Annotated in this window: 11 protein-coding genes; 5 read left to right on the top strand and 6 right to left on the bottom strand. The window is 69.1% G+C overall.

Going from position 1 to position 13,179, the window contains the following annotated elements:
- Positions 1-76: 76 nt before the first annotated feature.
- On the bottom strand, positions 77-2,302 hold the full coding sequence (locus AC07NC_RS13285; RefSeq protein ID WP_494569842.1) for a TonB-dependent receptor: 2,226 nt from the start codon (positions 2,300-2,302) through the stop codon (positions 77-79).
- A 189-nt stretch (positions 2,303-2,491) separates the two neighbouring features.
- Between AC07NC_RS13285 and AC07NC_RS13280 the strand changes: the two genes are divergently transcribed.
- On the top strand, positions 2,492-3,259 hold the full coding sequence (locus AC07NC_RS13280; RefSeq protein ID WP_494569841.1) for a TetR/AcrR family transcriptional regulator: 768 nt from the start codon (positions 2,492-2,494) through the stop codon (positions 3,257-3,259).
- Here AC07NC_RS13280 and AC07NC_RS13275 read toward each other — a convergent pair.
- Positions 3,256-3,789: a DUF2306 domain-containing protein gene (locus tag AC07NC_RS13275; protein WP_494569840.1), complete on the bottom strand. Its 534-nt coding sequence runs from the start codon at positions 3,787-3,789 to the stop codon at positions 3,256-3,258. The two genes, AC07NC_RS13280 and AC07NC_RS13275, sit on opposite strands and share 4 nt — an antisense overlap.
- 159 nt (positions 3,790-3,948) lie before the next feature.
- Here AC07NC_RS13275 and AC07NC_RS13270 point away from each other — a divergent pair, with 159 nt between their 5' ends.
- A complete protein-coding gene (locus AC07NC_RS13270) occupies positions 3,949-4,722 on the top strand; it encodes a LytTR family DNA-binding domain-containing protein (protein ID WP_494569839.1) in 774 nt (257 codons plus the stop codon).
- A gap of 13 nt (positions 4,723-4,735) precedes the next feature.
- On the opposite strand, the gene AC07NC_RS13265 is transcribed toward AC07NC_RS13270, so the two are convergent.
- Positions 4,736-5,191, bottom strand: a complete 456-nt coding sequence (locus tag AC07NC_RS13265) for a COG3650 family protein (protein ID WP_008263361.1) — start codon at positions 5,189-5,191, stop codon at positions 4,736-4,738.
- A gap of 79 nt (positions 5,192-5,270) precedes the next feature.
- Here AC07NC_RS13265 and AC07NC_RS13260 point away from each other — a divergent pair, with 79 nt between their 5' ends.
- Complete coding sequence (locus tag AC07NC_RS13260) at positions 5,271-6,437, top strand: DNA cytosine methyltransferase (RefSeq protein WP_494569838.1); 1,167 nt, start codon at positions 5,271-5,273, stop codon at positions 6,435-6,437.
- 51 nt (positions 6,438-6,488) lie between these two features.
- Here AC07NC_RS13260 and AC07NC_RS13255 read toward each other — a convergent pair whose 3' ends face one another.
- The 3 genes from AC07NC_RS13255 to AC07NC_RS13245 all read right to left on the bottom strand — a co-directional run bounded on the left by AC07NC_RS13255 (position 6,489) and on the right by AC07NC_RS13245 (position 10,406).
- Positions 6,489-6,848, bottom strand: a complete 360-nt coding sequence (locus AC07NC_RS13255; protein ID WP_008261324.1) for a DUF1318 domain-containing protein — start codon at positions 6,846-6,848, stop codon at positions 6,489-6,491.
- Positions 6,849-6,880: 32 nt separating this feature from the next.
- Positions 6,881-7,069 (bottom strand): YnbE family lipoprotein, encoded by a 189-nt coding sequence (locus AC07NC_RS13250; protein WP_008262758.1) that lies wholly within the window; start codon positions 7,067-7,069, stop codon positions 6,881-6,883.
- Positions 7,070-7,145: 76 nt separating this feature from the next.
- Positions 7,146-10,406 carry an intermembrane phospholipid transport protein YdbH family protein gene (locus tag AC07NC_RS13245; protein WP_494569837.1) on the bottom strand — a complete coding sequence of 1,087 codons (3,261 nt, stop codon included), beginning with the start codon at positions 10,404-10,406 and terminating at the stop codon, positions 7,146-7,148.
- A gap of 323 nt (positions 10,407-10,729) precedes the next feature.
- Between AC07NC_RS13245 and AC07NC_RS13240 the strand changes: the two genes are divergently transcribed.
- The gene (locus AC07NC_RS13240) at positions 10,730-12,085 is read left to right on the top strand and encodes a M23 family metallopeptidase (protein WP_494569836.1); all 1,356 of its coding nucleotides are present in this window, start codon (positions 10,730-10,732) and stop codon (positions 12,083-12,085) included.
- A gap of 332 nt (positions 12,086-12,417) precedes the next feature.
- On the top strand, positions 12,418-13,158 hold the full coding sequence (locus AC07NC_RS13235; RefSeq protein ID WP_494569896.1) for an integrase arm-type DNA-binding domain-containing protein: 741 nt from the start codon (positions 12,418-12,420) through the stop codon (positions 13,156-13,158).
- Positions 13,159-13,179 lie beyond the last annotated feature (21 nt).

Below are 13,179 nucleotides of genomic sequence, written 5' to 3'. Positions count from 1 at the left end.
AGCCGCAAGTCCGCCCCCTGCAAAGCAAAGGGCGGCGGCCCGGAGACCGCCGCCCTCCGTCAGGCGTCTTCGGCGATCAGAACCGGTAGGTCAGGCGCGCCGAATAGGTGGTCGGCGGGCCGTAGAAGGCGCTGATCGAGTTGTTGTAGGTCGCGCCCGGGAAGCTGTAGCCCCCGACCTTGTAGCGGACATCGGTCAGGTTGCGGCCGAACAGGCCGACCTCCCACTGTTTGCTTGGCGCGATCCAGACCACGCTGGCGTCGGCCAGGACATAGCCGTCCTGGTCCAGGATGGGGTCCGGCGTGTCGAACAGGTGGTAGTCCGAGCGATAGGACAGCGACGGCGTGACCCGGATCTCCCCGCCCAGGATGTCGCCCCGCCAGGTCATGCCGTAATAGGCCGACCATTCCGGCGAGTTCTGCGGCTCGCGGGTGTCCGAGATATCGACCGGCGTGCCGGTGATCCGGGTGATGAACTCGTCGAACTCGTTCTTCAGATAGCCCAGCGAGAAGTTGGCGGTGATGTCGTCGGTCAGGAAGGCCGACCCTTCCAGCTCGAAGCCGTAGATGGTCGAGGCGCCGGCGTTGTCGACCACCGAGGCGATGCCGACGGCCGGGGCCGTGGCCACCTGCTGGGTCGTGATCTGCTGGTCCTTGTAGTCGGAATAGAAGACCGCCGAGGCGAAATTCATCCGCCGGTCGAAGGCCGATCCCTTCAGGCCCAGCTCATAGGTGGTGACCGTCTCGGGCTGGTAGCCATTGACCGTCTGCGGCACCAGGGCGGCGTCGCCCCGCATGTCCCAGCCGCCCGACTTGAAGCCCTGGCTGACCGAGGCGTAGCCGGTAACCTCCTCGGTGAAGTCATACGAGATGCTGGCGCGCGGCGTGAACTTCTCGAAGCTGTCCGAAGCGGTGTAGTCGGTGCGTGTGGCGAAGATCGGCCGGGCCACTCCGCCGGTGTAGGGCGTCGGCGTGGCGCCCAGATAGAAGAGGCGCAGGACCGAGGCGTCCTTGTCGTCCTTGGTGTAGCGCCCGCCCAGCGAGACGTGCAGCCGGTCAGAGAGGTCGTAGCTGAAGTCGCCGAACACCGAGAAGGACTTTGTGTCCACCGATCCCGCCGCCGCGATGGCCAGGCCCAGATTGCCCGCGATGGTGTCGAAGGCGCCCGAGGAGGTGCCGTCCAGATAGAAGACGCCCGCCACGCCCGACCAGCGATCGCCGGTGAACAGGGCCTGGAACTCCTGGGTGAACTGATCGTCCGAATAGATGGCCGGCACGTCCAGGGTCGGCAGGGGCGTCTGGTCGAAGTCGATGATGGTCTCGGTGTCGCCCGAGCGATAGGCGGTGATCGACTTGAGGGTCAGCATGTCGTTGACCCGGTATTCGCCGGTCAGGGACACGCCCTCGGTGACCACCTTCTGCTCGCCGGTGACGCCGGCGTAGGTGTCATATTCGCTGGCCGGGGGCGTATAGCCGCCGGTGGTCGAGTTCACCTCGCGGTGGCCGTGACGGGGGCTGGAGTCGTCCTCGACCCGGTCCCAGGCCAGACGGAAGAACAGGCTGTCGTTCGGCGTCCATTCGGCGCTGGCGCGATAGGCGGTGACGTCCTTGTCGTACTGGTCCTGGCCGGTGTTCAGGTTCTCGCCGTAGCCGTCGTGCTGATAGGTGGCGACCGCGCCCCCAATCGCAAAGGTGTCGCCGACCGGGACCGAGCCGGACAGCAGGAAGTTGTGCTCGTTATACGAACCGACCTCGGCCCGCGCCGTCAGGCTGGGATCGGCGCCCAGGCGTTTGGTGACGTATTTGATCGCCCCGCCGATGGTGTTGCGGCCGTACAGGGTCCCCTGGGGCCCGCGCAGCACCTCGATGCGCGAGATGTCGAAGATGTCCAGCACGGCGCCCTGCGGCCGGGCCACATAGACGTCGTCGATATAGAGGCCGACGCCGGGCTCGAAGCCCCACAGCGGGTCCTGCTGGCCCACGCCGCGGATGAAGCTGATCAGGGTCGAGTTGGAGCCGCGGGCGATCTGCACCGTGGCGTTCGGCGTCTGCTGCTGCAGGGCCGTGATATTGGTCGCGCCGGTCTGTTCCAGACGCTCGGCGCTGAGGGCCGAGACCGCGACCGGAACGTCCTTCAGCTGTTCGTCGCGCCGCCGGGCGGTGACGACGATGTCCTCGACCATATTGGCCTGTTCTGCATTGGCCGCCTGGGCCGCCGCCTCGGCGTCCTGGGCCGTGGAAGCCCCCGCCAGCACGCCCCAAGCCGCGCCGGCCAGCAGCGCGCACTTCACATGATGTCTCATGATCCTACCCCTTTGGTTGTCGTTTCCAGCCCGTTGACGCTTTTATTCAGCGTTCAATGATTTTCCTGAACCTGACCCGGTTTCCGCCGTCTGTCAAACCCTCCCCCTTCCCCGCGTCACCGCGCCGCCGCTTCGATCCGGGGCGTGGCGCCGTTGCACCGGTGCGACCGCCCGCCTAGCCTGCGGATCATGAGCAAGCTCGACGCCTCGCCCGCCGCCGTCCGCCCCATCGCCGCCGCGCGCCGCAAGGCGGCCGCCGGCGCTCTTCCCGGCCAGGTTCCGGCCCGGCGCGGCCGCCCGCCCAAGGCCCAGGCCAAGGCGGCGGGCGAGACCCGCGACCTGATCCTGGACGCGGCCGAGGACCTGTTCTCCAAACACGGCTTCTACGGCGTCACCATCCGCGAGGTGGCGCGCGAGGCGGGCGTGGACACCGCACTTGTGCATTATTATTTCGGGGCCAAGCGCGACCTGTTCGACGCCGTCTTCCTGCGCCGGGCCCAGGTCTGGAACGACGACCGCGTCGCCGCCATCGACCGTTACGCCGAGGCCGCCGGCGCCGACATGACCCTGGAAGGCCTGCTCGAGGCCTTCCTGCGGCCCCCGTTCGAATGGTCGCTGAAGGGCGGGCCGGGCTGGAAACACTATGCCGCCCTGGTGGCCCAGACCAACGCCAACCCCACCTTCGGGGGCGAGACCATGGCCCGCTATTTCGACCCCGCCATCCGTCGTCTGATCGAGCTGATCGCCGTGGTCCTGCCGGACGCCAGCGAGGTGGACCTGTACTGGGGCTATCACAATCTGTCGGGCGCCCTGACCCTGACCCTGGGCGAGACGGGCCGTCTGGACCGGCTGTCGGGCGGCCTGGCCCGGTCCGGGGATCTGGAGACGGCCGGCGACTATATGGTCCGCTTCGCCGCCGCCGGCTTCCGCGCCGTCGTCGGCCTGTCGCCCCGCTAGCCGAAGAAGATCGCCCACATCAGCCGGCCGGGCAGGAAGGTCAACGCGCCGGCGACGATCAGCCCGCCCACGAACATCCCCGTCATCGCCCGCCGGTGCGCCTGCACCCGGTGACGCCGCGCGGCATGGACCGCCATCGGCAGGCTCACCACCGTCCAGCCGCTGATCAGATGGATGAAGGACAGGCCGGCCGGCCCGTCGGGGTTGATCGTGTGGATGAAGAAGGAACTGACCGCCGTCGTCCCCATGGCCAGCACCCAGGTCCAGCCCAGCGCCCGGTGCAGCCGCGTCCCCTTGATCCCCGCCAATAGCACGATGCCGATGGCCAGGGCCGTCAGGGCCGCCGCCACATGGATCTGGATCGCGGTCGGCGCCGCCGCCAGCAGGCTGAAGTCCGGCGCCCGCAGACTGAGCCCCAGCAAGGCGAGCCGCCCCCCGTCCGCCGCCAGATAGGCGACGATGGGGGCGCCCAGCAGGACCAGGGCGACGATGGACGGGGCGAAACGGGCGAGACGGGCGTGACGAAACAAGGGGAACCTCCGGCGATGTGTCCCGCCGCTTCTGAAGCCCGGCTCGCGGTCGCGCCTCCCGTTCTGCGTCAACGACCACCCCGGCTTCGCGAACGGACGCCCCTTCCTCCGGCCCCGAAATCATGATTTCAGACAGGCGTCCCTCCTTCGAAAGCCGCCATGACGTCTCCCGCCGCCGACCGTCGCCGAACCTTCCTGCGCGGCCTGGTCGTCGCCAGTCTGGTCGGGGTCTTCCTGGCGACCACCGGCGCCTTCGGCAGCGCCAACGCCCCCTATGTCCAGCGCCTGGCCTACTGGGTGCTGATGATGATCCTGGGCGGGCTGTGGGGCCATCTGTGCAGCCGGATCGTGACGCGGTTCATCAATGTGGACGACCGCCCCTGGCTGACGGTGGCGGTGATGACCGCCGTAATCACCGGCCCCCTGAGCGTCATCGTCTGGGCGGCAACCGGCCTGTTCTTCGCCCAGAAACTCTATCCGCTGGCGGCCCTGCCCCAGCTGTTCGGCCCGGTCCTGATCGTCACCCTGGCGGTCACCACCGTCAATGTCTTCCTGGGCCGGGCCCAGCCGGTCCAGACCCACGCCGCGCCCGCCTCCCCCGCGCCGGCCTCGCCGCCTCCGGTCCGTTTCCTGGACCGGCTGCCGCTGAAGCTCAGGGGCGCGACCCTGCACGCCGTCCAGGCCGAGGATCATTATCTGCGCCTGCACACCGACCGGGGCTCGGACCTGATCCTGATGCGCCTGTCCGACGCGGTCGAAGAACTGGAGGGGCTGGAGGGCGCCCGCACCCACCGCAGCTGGTGGGTGGCCCGATCCGCCGTGCGCGGCGTCGACCGCGGCGACGGCCGCGCCACCCTGACGCTGGAAAACGGCCTCAGCGTCCCCGTCAGCCGCCGCTACGCCCGCACCCTGCGCGAAGCCGACTGGTGGTGAAGGCCGGAGCCGGTCAGGGCGCCGGCGCGACTTTCAAGGCCGAGGCCGATGCGGCGCAACCGCTCAGGGTGTCGTCGCCGATCTCGACCCGTGCGGTCAGCGGATAGGTGCGGTCACTCATGCCGTCCGAACATTCGGTGGCGATCAGCACGACATTCATCGCCGCATTCAGGTCGGTGGAGGTGGCGTAGGTGGCGACCGTCCCCTGAACCGTCGCCCCGCGGTTCGGCGCCCGCTGCGTCGGCTGGTCCATCCGGGTGTAGATCAGGGTGTCCGGGGTGATCTCCACGCTCCAGAAGGGTTCGGTCCCCAGGGCCCGCACCGGCTTGCCCAGATCGACCCCTGCCAGAACCGGCGCGGCCTCGGGCGGCGGCGCGGATTCGGGCGCCTTGTCCCGACGGTCGTAGCAACCGACCAGGGTCAGGCCGAGAACCGGCCCGATCAGCAATGTGGTGAGTATGGCGCGCATGACGGACCCCCGCGTTCGGCCTGCAGGTGTGGACGGGGCCGGCCTCGGTCAAGGGGCCGGGCTGAGTTATGGTGGCCGCATGTCGATTCGCCCGACCGCCTATGAATTTTTCGCCGGGGGCGGTCTCGCGGGCCTGGGCCTGTCTGGCGCCGGCCTCTCAGGCCAGAGATGGGCCGGCGTCGACACCGTCTTCGCCAACGACATGGCCCCCGCCAAGGGGCGGGCCTTCGTCGCCAACCATCCCGACATCCGCTTCCATCTGGGCGACGTCTGGTCCCTGCGCCCCGCAGACTTGCCGGGCGCGCCCGATCTGGCCTGGGCCTCGTCGCCCTGTCAGGACGTCAGCCTGGCCGGGGCGCGAGGCGGACTGGAGGCCGGTCGATCCGGCGCCTTCTGGGGCTTCTGGCGTCTGATCCAGGGCCTGGCGGTCGAAGGGCGCGCGCCCCGCGTCATCGTGCTGGAAAACGTCATCGGTCTGCTGACCTCCGGCCCCAAAGACGAATCGGGCCGGGATTTTTCCGCCGTCTGCGCCGCCATGGTCCAGGCCGGCTATCGCGTCGGGGCGCTGGAGATGGACGCCGCCCACTGGCTGCCCCAGTCACGGCCCCGCCTGTTCGTCGTGGCGGTTCAGGAGTCGGCCCTGAACGGCGCGCCCGAGGCCTCCGCCCCCTCTGGACCCTTCCACTCCCCCCGCCTGATCGCCGCCCATGCCCGGCTGCCGGACGCCGTGCGCGCGGCCTGGGCCTGGTGGAGTCTGCCGGTCCCGCCCCGGCGCAATCTGGATCTCGCCGCCCTGCTGGAACCGGATGAATCCGTGGAATGGCTGGACGACGGCGCGGACATCCTCGCCCTGGCCGCTCCGCTGCACCGCGCCCGGATCGAGGCCGCCGTCGCCTCCGGCCGGCGCGTGGTCGGCGCCGCCTATCGCCGGGTGCGGACCGAAGACGGCCGCAAGGTCCAGCGGCTTGAGATCCGGTTCGACGGCCTGGCCGGCTGTCTGCGCACCCCGGCGGGCGGGTCGTCGCGGCAATATGTGGTGGTCTGCGACGGCGGTCGGACGCGGGTGCGTCGCCTGACCGGACGCGAGGCGGCGAGGCTTATGGGCGTGTCGGACGACTATCGTCTGCCCGGCAGCGAGAGCGCGGCGCTGAAATTGATGGGCGACGCCGTCGCCGTGCCCGTGGTGCGCGCCCTGACCGAAGGCCTGCTTCTGCCGGCCCTGAGCTCGCGTCGCACAGCGGCCTGAAGCCCGCGGGGTCGACCCGGCGAAACGCCGGATCGATCATTCAGGCCTGGCTCAGCGCTGGACCCACTGGCCCTGGGCGTTGCGGTACCACTGGCCCGACTGGATGCGCGGCAGCAGCTGGCTTTCGAACATCCGGGCGCCGGCGACATCGGCGCTGGTGCCCGCCTCGGCCGCGCTGCGGGCGTAGGCGGCGCGGCGGCCGGCGTTCATGGCGTCCACGGCGGCGCGCAGGGCGGCGTCGGAGGTGCTGACGCGGAAGCCGACATAGCCGTCGGCCTGTTCACCCACGGTGCCGGCGGCCTTGGCCTGATCGACCAGGGTCTTCTGGGCTGCGGTCTGGGCCAGGGCGGCGCCGCCGAATGAAACGGCTGCGGCCAGGGCGCCGACAGCGAGGAATTTACGAAGGCTCATATCGGCCTGTCCTTTCAAAAGAAGCGAGGCGATCAGAAGAGGTTCGGGTTCTGCTGAAGCAGTTGCTGCAGCTCCTGATCCAGCCGGACGCGGACGTCCGCGTCCAATTTGGCGTAGATCTGGATCGGCGCAACCTCCAGACGGATTGTCGGGGCGCAGGCCGCGACGGCGACGACGACCGCCCCGAGGCCGAGTCCGGCCAACTGGCGCTTGTTGATCATGGCGAGAACTCCGGGTCGGTCAAGGTTGAGAGGTCATTAGCACGCTATCGCGTGAACGGTCGCTGAATGGTTCGACTCACGGCGCTTCGGGCTCAGTCTCGGGCGCGGGCGTCGGCGCTGGCTCTTTCTGACCCTGACGCGCCCGATTGACCGCCATGATGTCGGCGAACAACTGGTTGGCGTTCAGGGTGGTGTCCAGCGTCAGGTCGATCTGGGTGCCCGACGGCAGGGGCAGTTCCCGGTTCAGGAACTCCCGGCTGATCAGCTCGGCCACCGTCAGGCGCAGTTCCTGGCGCTGCGGCGGTTCGTGCCGCCCCCGGATGTGGAACAGGACCGAGATCCGTCCCTCGTCCAGACTGTTCACATCCGCGCTCAGCACGTCGAAGGCCAGATGCTCCATCGCCTGATAGGCCAGGTCCTCGACCATATTGGGCGGCACGTCGGCGCCCCCGCCGCCCGCATCCACATCGGTCAGCACCTCGCGCTGGATCGACAGCCGGCCCGGCTGGACCGCGCCCAGGGCGCCGGCCGTGATCTTCAGGCCCAGTTTCGGGTCCATGGTGAAGGGCAGCCGGCCCGACACCACCGCGTCCAGCATCACCTTGTCGGCGAAACCGCTGTCGGCGACCACATCCCCCAGCTGGACCCGGTCCAGCACGATGACCCCGCTATAGGCCTGGGTCGGGTCCAGCGGCACGACCAGGGGTTCGATGGAGACGGTCCCGCCCCCGGCCTGGACCGACCCGCCGGCGATGCTGAACCCCGCCGCGTCGATGGCGAAGTTCAGGTCCAGGGCCGTCGCGTCGGCCCCGATGTCCAGACTGTCGACCGTCAGCCTCTGGTTCGGCGCCGTGATGATGGCGGGGCTCAGGCTGGTGAATTCGATCTCGCCGCGCGCGCCCTTGACCGGCCCGGCCGGGCTGACGAAGTCCAGCCCCGGCACGCTCAACCGCCCGCTGGACGTCGGCTCGCCGTCCTTGGTCCAGTCGAACCGGCCGTCGAACCCGACGACGCCGGTCGCCGGCGACTGGACGAAGGCCTCGACCAGGGGGCTCAGCATCGAGGGCTGAAGGCCGCCCTCGACGAACCGCACCTCCGGCGCGGCGATATGAACGCCCCCGGCCCCGGTTCGACCGTCGTGGGCCAGGGTCAACCGCCCCAGGGTGGTCGCGGCCGCCTTGCCGGTTCCCTTCAGGTCGAACCCGCCGGTCCAGCGCTCATTGGCCAGGGTCGCCTGGCCGGAAGCCGCCAGGGTCTCGAACCGTTTGGGCGTGGTCGCATCGACCGCCTGGACCTGGGCCACCGTCGCCGTCAGCCCGACCCCCGCCTTGGTCCCGTCCACCACCACCCGGCCCGAGGCCTCGGCGAACCGCATCCCCAGGAAGGGAGCGTCGGCCGACACGCCCTGGAAACCGCCGGCGACGCGCCAGATCCCGTCCTTGGAACTCAGCAGGGGCCCGGCCTCGGGACACAGTTTTCCGGCCACCTGATGGACGTCGTTCTCGTCCAGCTCCAGCCGCTCGACCGTCAGGTCGACACAGTCGGAGGTCGCATAGGTCAGCCGCCCGTCCGCCATGGCCAGCAGACCCCGCGTCCGGGCGTCGATCCCGCGCGCCAGGTCGAAGTCCAGCTGGGCCCGCCCGTCCAGCAGGGCCTCGAACCCGCTGTCCGTCAGCCGCCACTCAGGCACGGCCACGGCCATTTCCGGCAGCCCCCGCCCTCGCGTCGCCGTCAGGATCAGGGCCCCGCCGCCCAACCGTCCCGGTTCGGCCTGATAGGCCCCCGTTCCCGCCTGGGCGACGGTCAGTATTCCGCCGTTGGCCGGCGTCAGGGTGACGGGCCGGGCCAGGGTCACGCTGGTCCCCGCCGAACCCGTGGCGAAGCGGATGGCGGGCGCGCTCAGGGCGAAATCCCCCAGCGCCGTCTTCATCTCGGTCAGCTCGGCGATCTCGTCGGGCCCGACAGGCCCGAACAGGGGCCAGGCGCCGCCCGCCGAGCGCAGGCCGCCTTCGGCCGCGATCCGGATCGCTCCGTCCTGAACCACGTCGAGGCTCAGTTCGCCCCGCGCCTGTTTCAGCATCAGGTCGCCGAAACCGATCCGGTCGAACGCCGCCGTCACCGGCCCGGTCGCCTCGAAGGCCGTATTCCGCCCGCCCATGGACAGACCGTTCGACTGGATCGAAAGGTTCTGCGCCTTGGCCTCGCCGGCCTGGCCAGAGGCGGCTCTCAAATTGAGCGGCGTCTCCAGGCTCCAGCGCACGGCCTCATCCCGCGACACGGTCAACCGCCCACCCGTCGCCGAACCCGCGACCTGACGCGCCGCCAGCCCCGGCCCATCGATCGCCGCCGCCTTCAGGTTCAGGGCGGTCGCGCCTTCCAGCCGGAAGGTCTCGATCCATCCGGCCGTCACGCCGTCGAACCGCGCCGACAGATCCGCGTCCCGCGCCTGCGTCTGCTGTCCGCCCTGGCCCCCGCCCCCGCCCCCGCTTTGGGCGAAGCCCAGCACGTCGCCGACCAGACGGGCGTCGACCACGGCCCGGCCGTCGCCGCGCCGCCTCTTCATGTCGGGATAGGGCAGGTCGCCGGTCAGACTCAGCCGCATCGCCCGGCCGTTCAGGGCGGCGGTCTGGACCCGGTCGCCTTCGGCCTCGACCCGCAAGGCGATCCGGTCGCCGGTCGTCGTCAGATCGACGACGGCCCCCAGGCCGTCAGCCTCGAATTCTCCGCTCTTCAGCGCGGCCCGCGGCATCCTTGCGCTCAAACGCATCAGCTTGCCGTCGTCCACCCGCGCATCGGCCAGCAGTTGAACCGGCCCATATTCGGTATCGAGCCGCGCCCGCCCGCCCTCGACGATCACCAGAGGGCTGCGCGAGTCCGGCCTGGGCGGCCCGCCTGTGAACTGTTCGACCAGAGGATCGAGCGACCCCAGGGACAGTTTTCCCTTCTTCCAGCTGGCCCGCATCACCGGCCGCACCAGTCGAATCCGACTGGGCGTCACCCCCACGCCGGTCCTGGACCAGGGCAGGGCCACGGCGTAATCCACCTCAACCCGCTCGACGGTCACATCCGGATTGCGCGGGTCGCCGATGCGGATGCGGCCGACGAAACCGTCCAGCTCGATCCGCTCGACCTCCACCTCGGCCTGGACGCCCTGACGCTCCAGCCAGCCGACCAGAACCTCGCGCGCGGCGGCGCGACGGTTCAGATAGAGGGCGGCCGCCAGCAGGGCCACGACCACGAACACGGCGAGCAGGCCCAGGCCCAGTCGACGCCGCAGGCCGCCCTTGCGCCTGACGCCTGGGGATCGGTCGGAAGGAGTGGCCGGAACTTCGGTCAAACAGGGACGCCGTGTCGATTGAGAACTGATCGCCGGACCACCATCGCCACCCTCGATGCGAATACAAGCCTCAAGCGTCGCCGACAGGCCCGAACCCTGCGTCCGTCGCAGCCAAGCTGGGCGACAAGAGGGCGAGCCTGCGTGTCAATCGCATGAGTCTGTGAGGCTTTTTCCGCCCACGTCCGGTTCTTAACGGTTTGTAACGGTCTGTCTTCCCAAACTGAGACAGGCAGGTTATAGCCGATGACTTCGCGCTCGGGGTCTATCGGCGCGATTTTGGGTAAAAAGTTTGGCGCCTCGGGCGTCGCAACACGATGAGACCGATGGCTCAGTTCGACCCACGCCGCCAACCTATGCGTCTCGCACCGCATGTCGTGACCGCCGCCGCCGCCATTTCGGTCGCCCTGCTGGCCGGTCGAGTCTACCAACCCGCTCAGGCGGAAGAAGTTCCTGTAATGTCGTCGGCCCAGATGGCCGCCATGGAAGTCGAGGCCTTCGCCGCCGCCAACGCCCCGGCCGGCATGACCGCCCCGGAAGCCGTCCCCGTCCAGATCCGTCGCGGCGAAACCTTCGAGCAGGCCGTGCGCCGCACCGGCGTCGCGCCGGAAGAAGCCAGCGCCGTCGCCGCCACCGTCGCCAACGCCTTCGACCTCGCCGACCTCCGCGCCGGCCTTCGCTTCGAAACCGCCATCGCCAAGCCGCGCGACGGCCGGGGCGACGCCCGCCTCATCGGCCTGACCATGCGCACCGGTCCCGCCAGCCAGCTGACCGTGTCGCGCAGTTTCGACGGCGCCCTGCGCCTGCGTTCGCTGGAAGAAAAAGTCACGCACGAGACCGTGGTCCTGAAGGGCGACGTCGAACGCTCCCTGTCCGCCAGCGCCCGCGAACTGGGGGCCACCGCCTCCATCGTCCGCTCCGCCAGCCGCCTGTTCGCCACCAAGTTCGACATGCAGCGCGACATCCGCGCCTCGGACGAGTTCACCATGGTCTTCGACCGCGACGTGACCGAGGCCGGTCGCACCGTGGGCGTGGGCGACCTGATGTACGCCGAACTGCGCGGCGTCACCTTCTATCGGTTCAAGCCGGCCGGCGCGAAGGAAGCCCAGTTCTTCGACGCCTCGGGCAAGAACCTGCGCTCGGCCATGATGCGCACCCCGCTGCAGAATTTCCGCCGCGTCTCGTCAGGCTTCGGTTTCCGCACCCACCCGATCTCGGGCTACAAGAAGATGCACCAGGGCATCGACTTCGCCGCCGGCTCCGGCACGCCCATCGTGGCCCCCGCCGACGGCGTGGTGGTCGAGGCGCGTCGCTGGGGCGGCTACGGCAACTGGCTGCGCATCCGCCACAACAACGGGCTCGAGAGCGGCTACGGACACCTGTCGCGTTACGGCTCCGGCATTCGCGCCGGCCAGCGCGTCAGCCAGGGCCAGGTCGTCGCCTATGTCGGTTCGACCGGCGCCTCGACCGGCCCCCACCTGCACTATGAACTGTGGCGCAACGGCCAGCGGATCAATCCCGCCGGCGTCCGCACCCAGGAAGGCACCGAACTGGCCGGCGGCGATCTGGCCGCCTTCCGCGCCGAAAAGGCCCGCATCGACCGCATCATCGCGTCCGGCGGACAGAAGCGCCCGGCCCTGCAACAAGCCTCCGCCGACGGCCTGCGCCCCGTTCGGGGCTGATCAAGCCTGACGGCGCGCTTCCTCAACCCGCGCCTTCGCCGGCGCGGGTTTTCTATTGCGCGAACCGCAAAGCGAAGCCGCCGCTGCGCTGTGGTGATCAAATTTAGAGAAATTTGGAAAAGGATGGCGCACCCGGAGCGATTCGAACGCCCGACCCCCAGATTCGTAGCCGACCCAGGCGGCAATCAGGGGCAACCCCCCATCCTCTTGTTCTGCAAGGGGTAACGGGGAAATTGGTCGCTGCCGGTCATTTCCAGAAATCGCCGCGAAATCCCGCCTCTTGGGTCCCATGCGGGTCCCAGAAACGGGCCGGAAAGTTGAGGGTGAAGCGGATGCCTAAGCTCACAAAGCGATTGATAGACGCATTGCAGACGGACGACGCCGAAGCCTTCGTCTGGGACACGATCGTCCTCGGATTTGGGGTTCGGGTCCGACCGTCAGGCACGAAGAGCTACATCCTCAAATATCGCATGGGCTCGGCCGTCCGCCGCCACACCCTCGGCCGGGTCGGGAGTCCCCATACGGTCGAAGAGGCGCGTGACGCCGCGTCCGAAATGCTGCGTCAGGTCAAGGCGGGGCATGACCCCATGCAGGCCAAGCGGGCGTCCAATGAGGCGATCACGGTCAACGAACTGATCCAAGCCTACCTCCATGAAGGCCGCATTGCGAAACCCAACAAGCGGGAGTCGTCATGGGCCGGCGACGCCTCCGTCCTGAACCGGCACGTCAGCCCCCTTCTGGGTCATCGTCTGGCGCGTGACCTGACCCGCCGCGACCTGGAAAAGCTCCAAGCCGATGTCCTCACCGGCAAGACCGCCAAGGATGTTCGAACCAAATCACGAGGCAGAGCCATCATCCGAGGCGGCCCCGGCGCTGCTGGTCACACCATACGAACCACAGCGGCCATGCTGTCGTGGGCCGTGATGCAGGACATCTTACCGTTCAATCCGGCGATTGGCGTTCAGAAGATCACAGCCAGACGCCGCGAGCGCTTCCTGACAACGGTTGAAGCCAAGCACTGTGGATCGGCGTGGAAAAGGGACCCCGTTAGCGGTGTGATCGGCGTCGAATAAGGACCCCTCATTCCTGAGGTC

Source organism: Brevundimonas sp. GW821-FHT10A07 (assembly GCF_059415785.1).
This window is presented reverse-complemented; position numbering and strand designations above follow the sequence as displayed.

Excerpts from the sequence above, each read along its gene's own strand:
- AC07NC_RS13285 (WP_494569842.1), bottom strand. The coding sequence starts at position 2,302 with ATGAGACATCATGTGAAGTGCGCGCTGCTGGCCGGCGCGGCTTGGGGC.
- AC07NC_RS13280 (WP_494569841.1), top strand. The coding sequence starts at position 2,492 with ATGAGCAAGCTCGACGCCTCGCCCGCCGCCGTCCGCCCCATCGCCGCC.
- AC07NC_RS13270 (WP_494569839.1), top strand. The coding sequence starts at position 3,949 with ATGACGTCTCCCGCCGCCGACCGTCGCCGAACCTTCCTGCGCGGCCTG.
- AC07NC_RS13265 (WP_008263361.1), bottom strand. The coding sequence starts at position 5,191 with ATGCGCGCCATACTCACCACATTGCTGATCGGGCCGGTTCTCGGCCTG.
- AC07NC_RS13260 (WP_494569838.1), top strand. The coding sequence starts at position 5,271 with ATGTCGATTCGCCCGACCGCCTATGAATTTTTCGCCGGGGGCGGTCTC.
- AC07NC_RS13255 (WP_008261324.1), bottom strand. The coding sequence starts at position 6,848 with ATGAGCCTTCGTAAATTCCTCGCTGTCGGCGCCCTGGCCGCAGCCGTT.
- AC07NC_RS13250 (WP_008262758.1), bottom strand. The coding sequence starts at position 7,069 with ATGATCAACAAGCGCCAGTTGGCCGGACTCGGCCTCGGGGCGGTCGTC.
- AC07NC_RS13240 (WP_494569836.1), top strand. The coding sequence starts at position 10,730 with ATGGCTCAGTTCGACCCACGCCGCCAACCTATGCGTCTCGCACCGCAT.
- AC07NC_RS13235 (WP_494569896.1), top strand. The coding sequence starts at position 12,418 with ATGCCTAAGCTCACAAAGCGATTGATAGACGCATTGCAGACGGACGAC.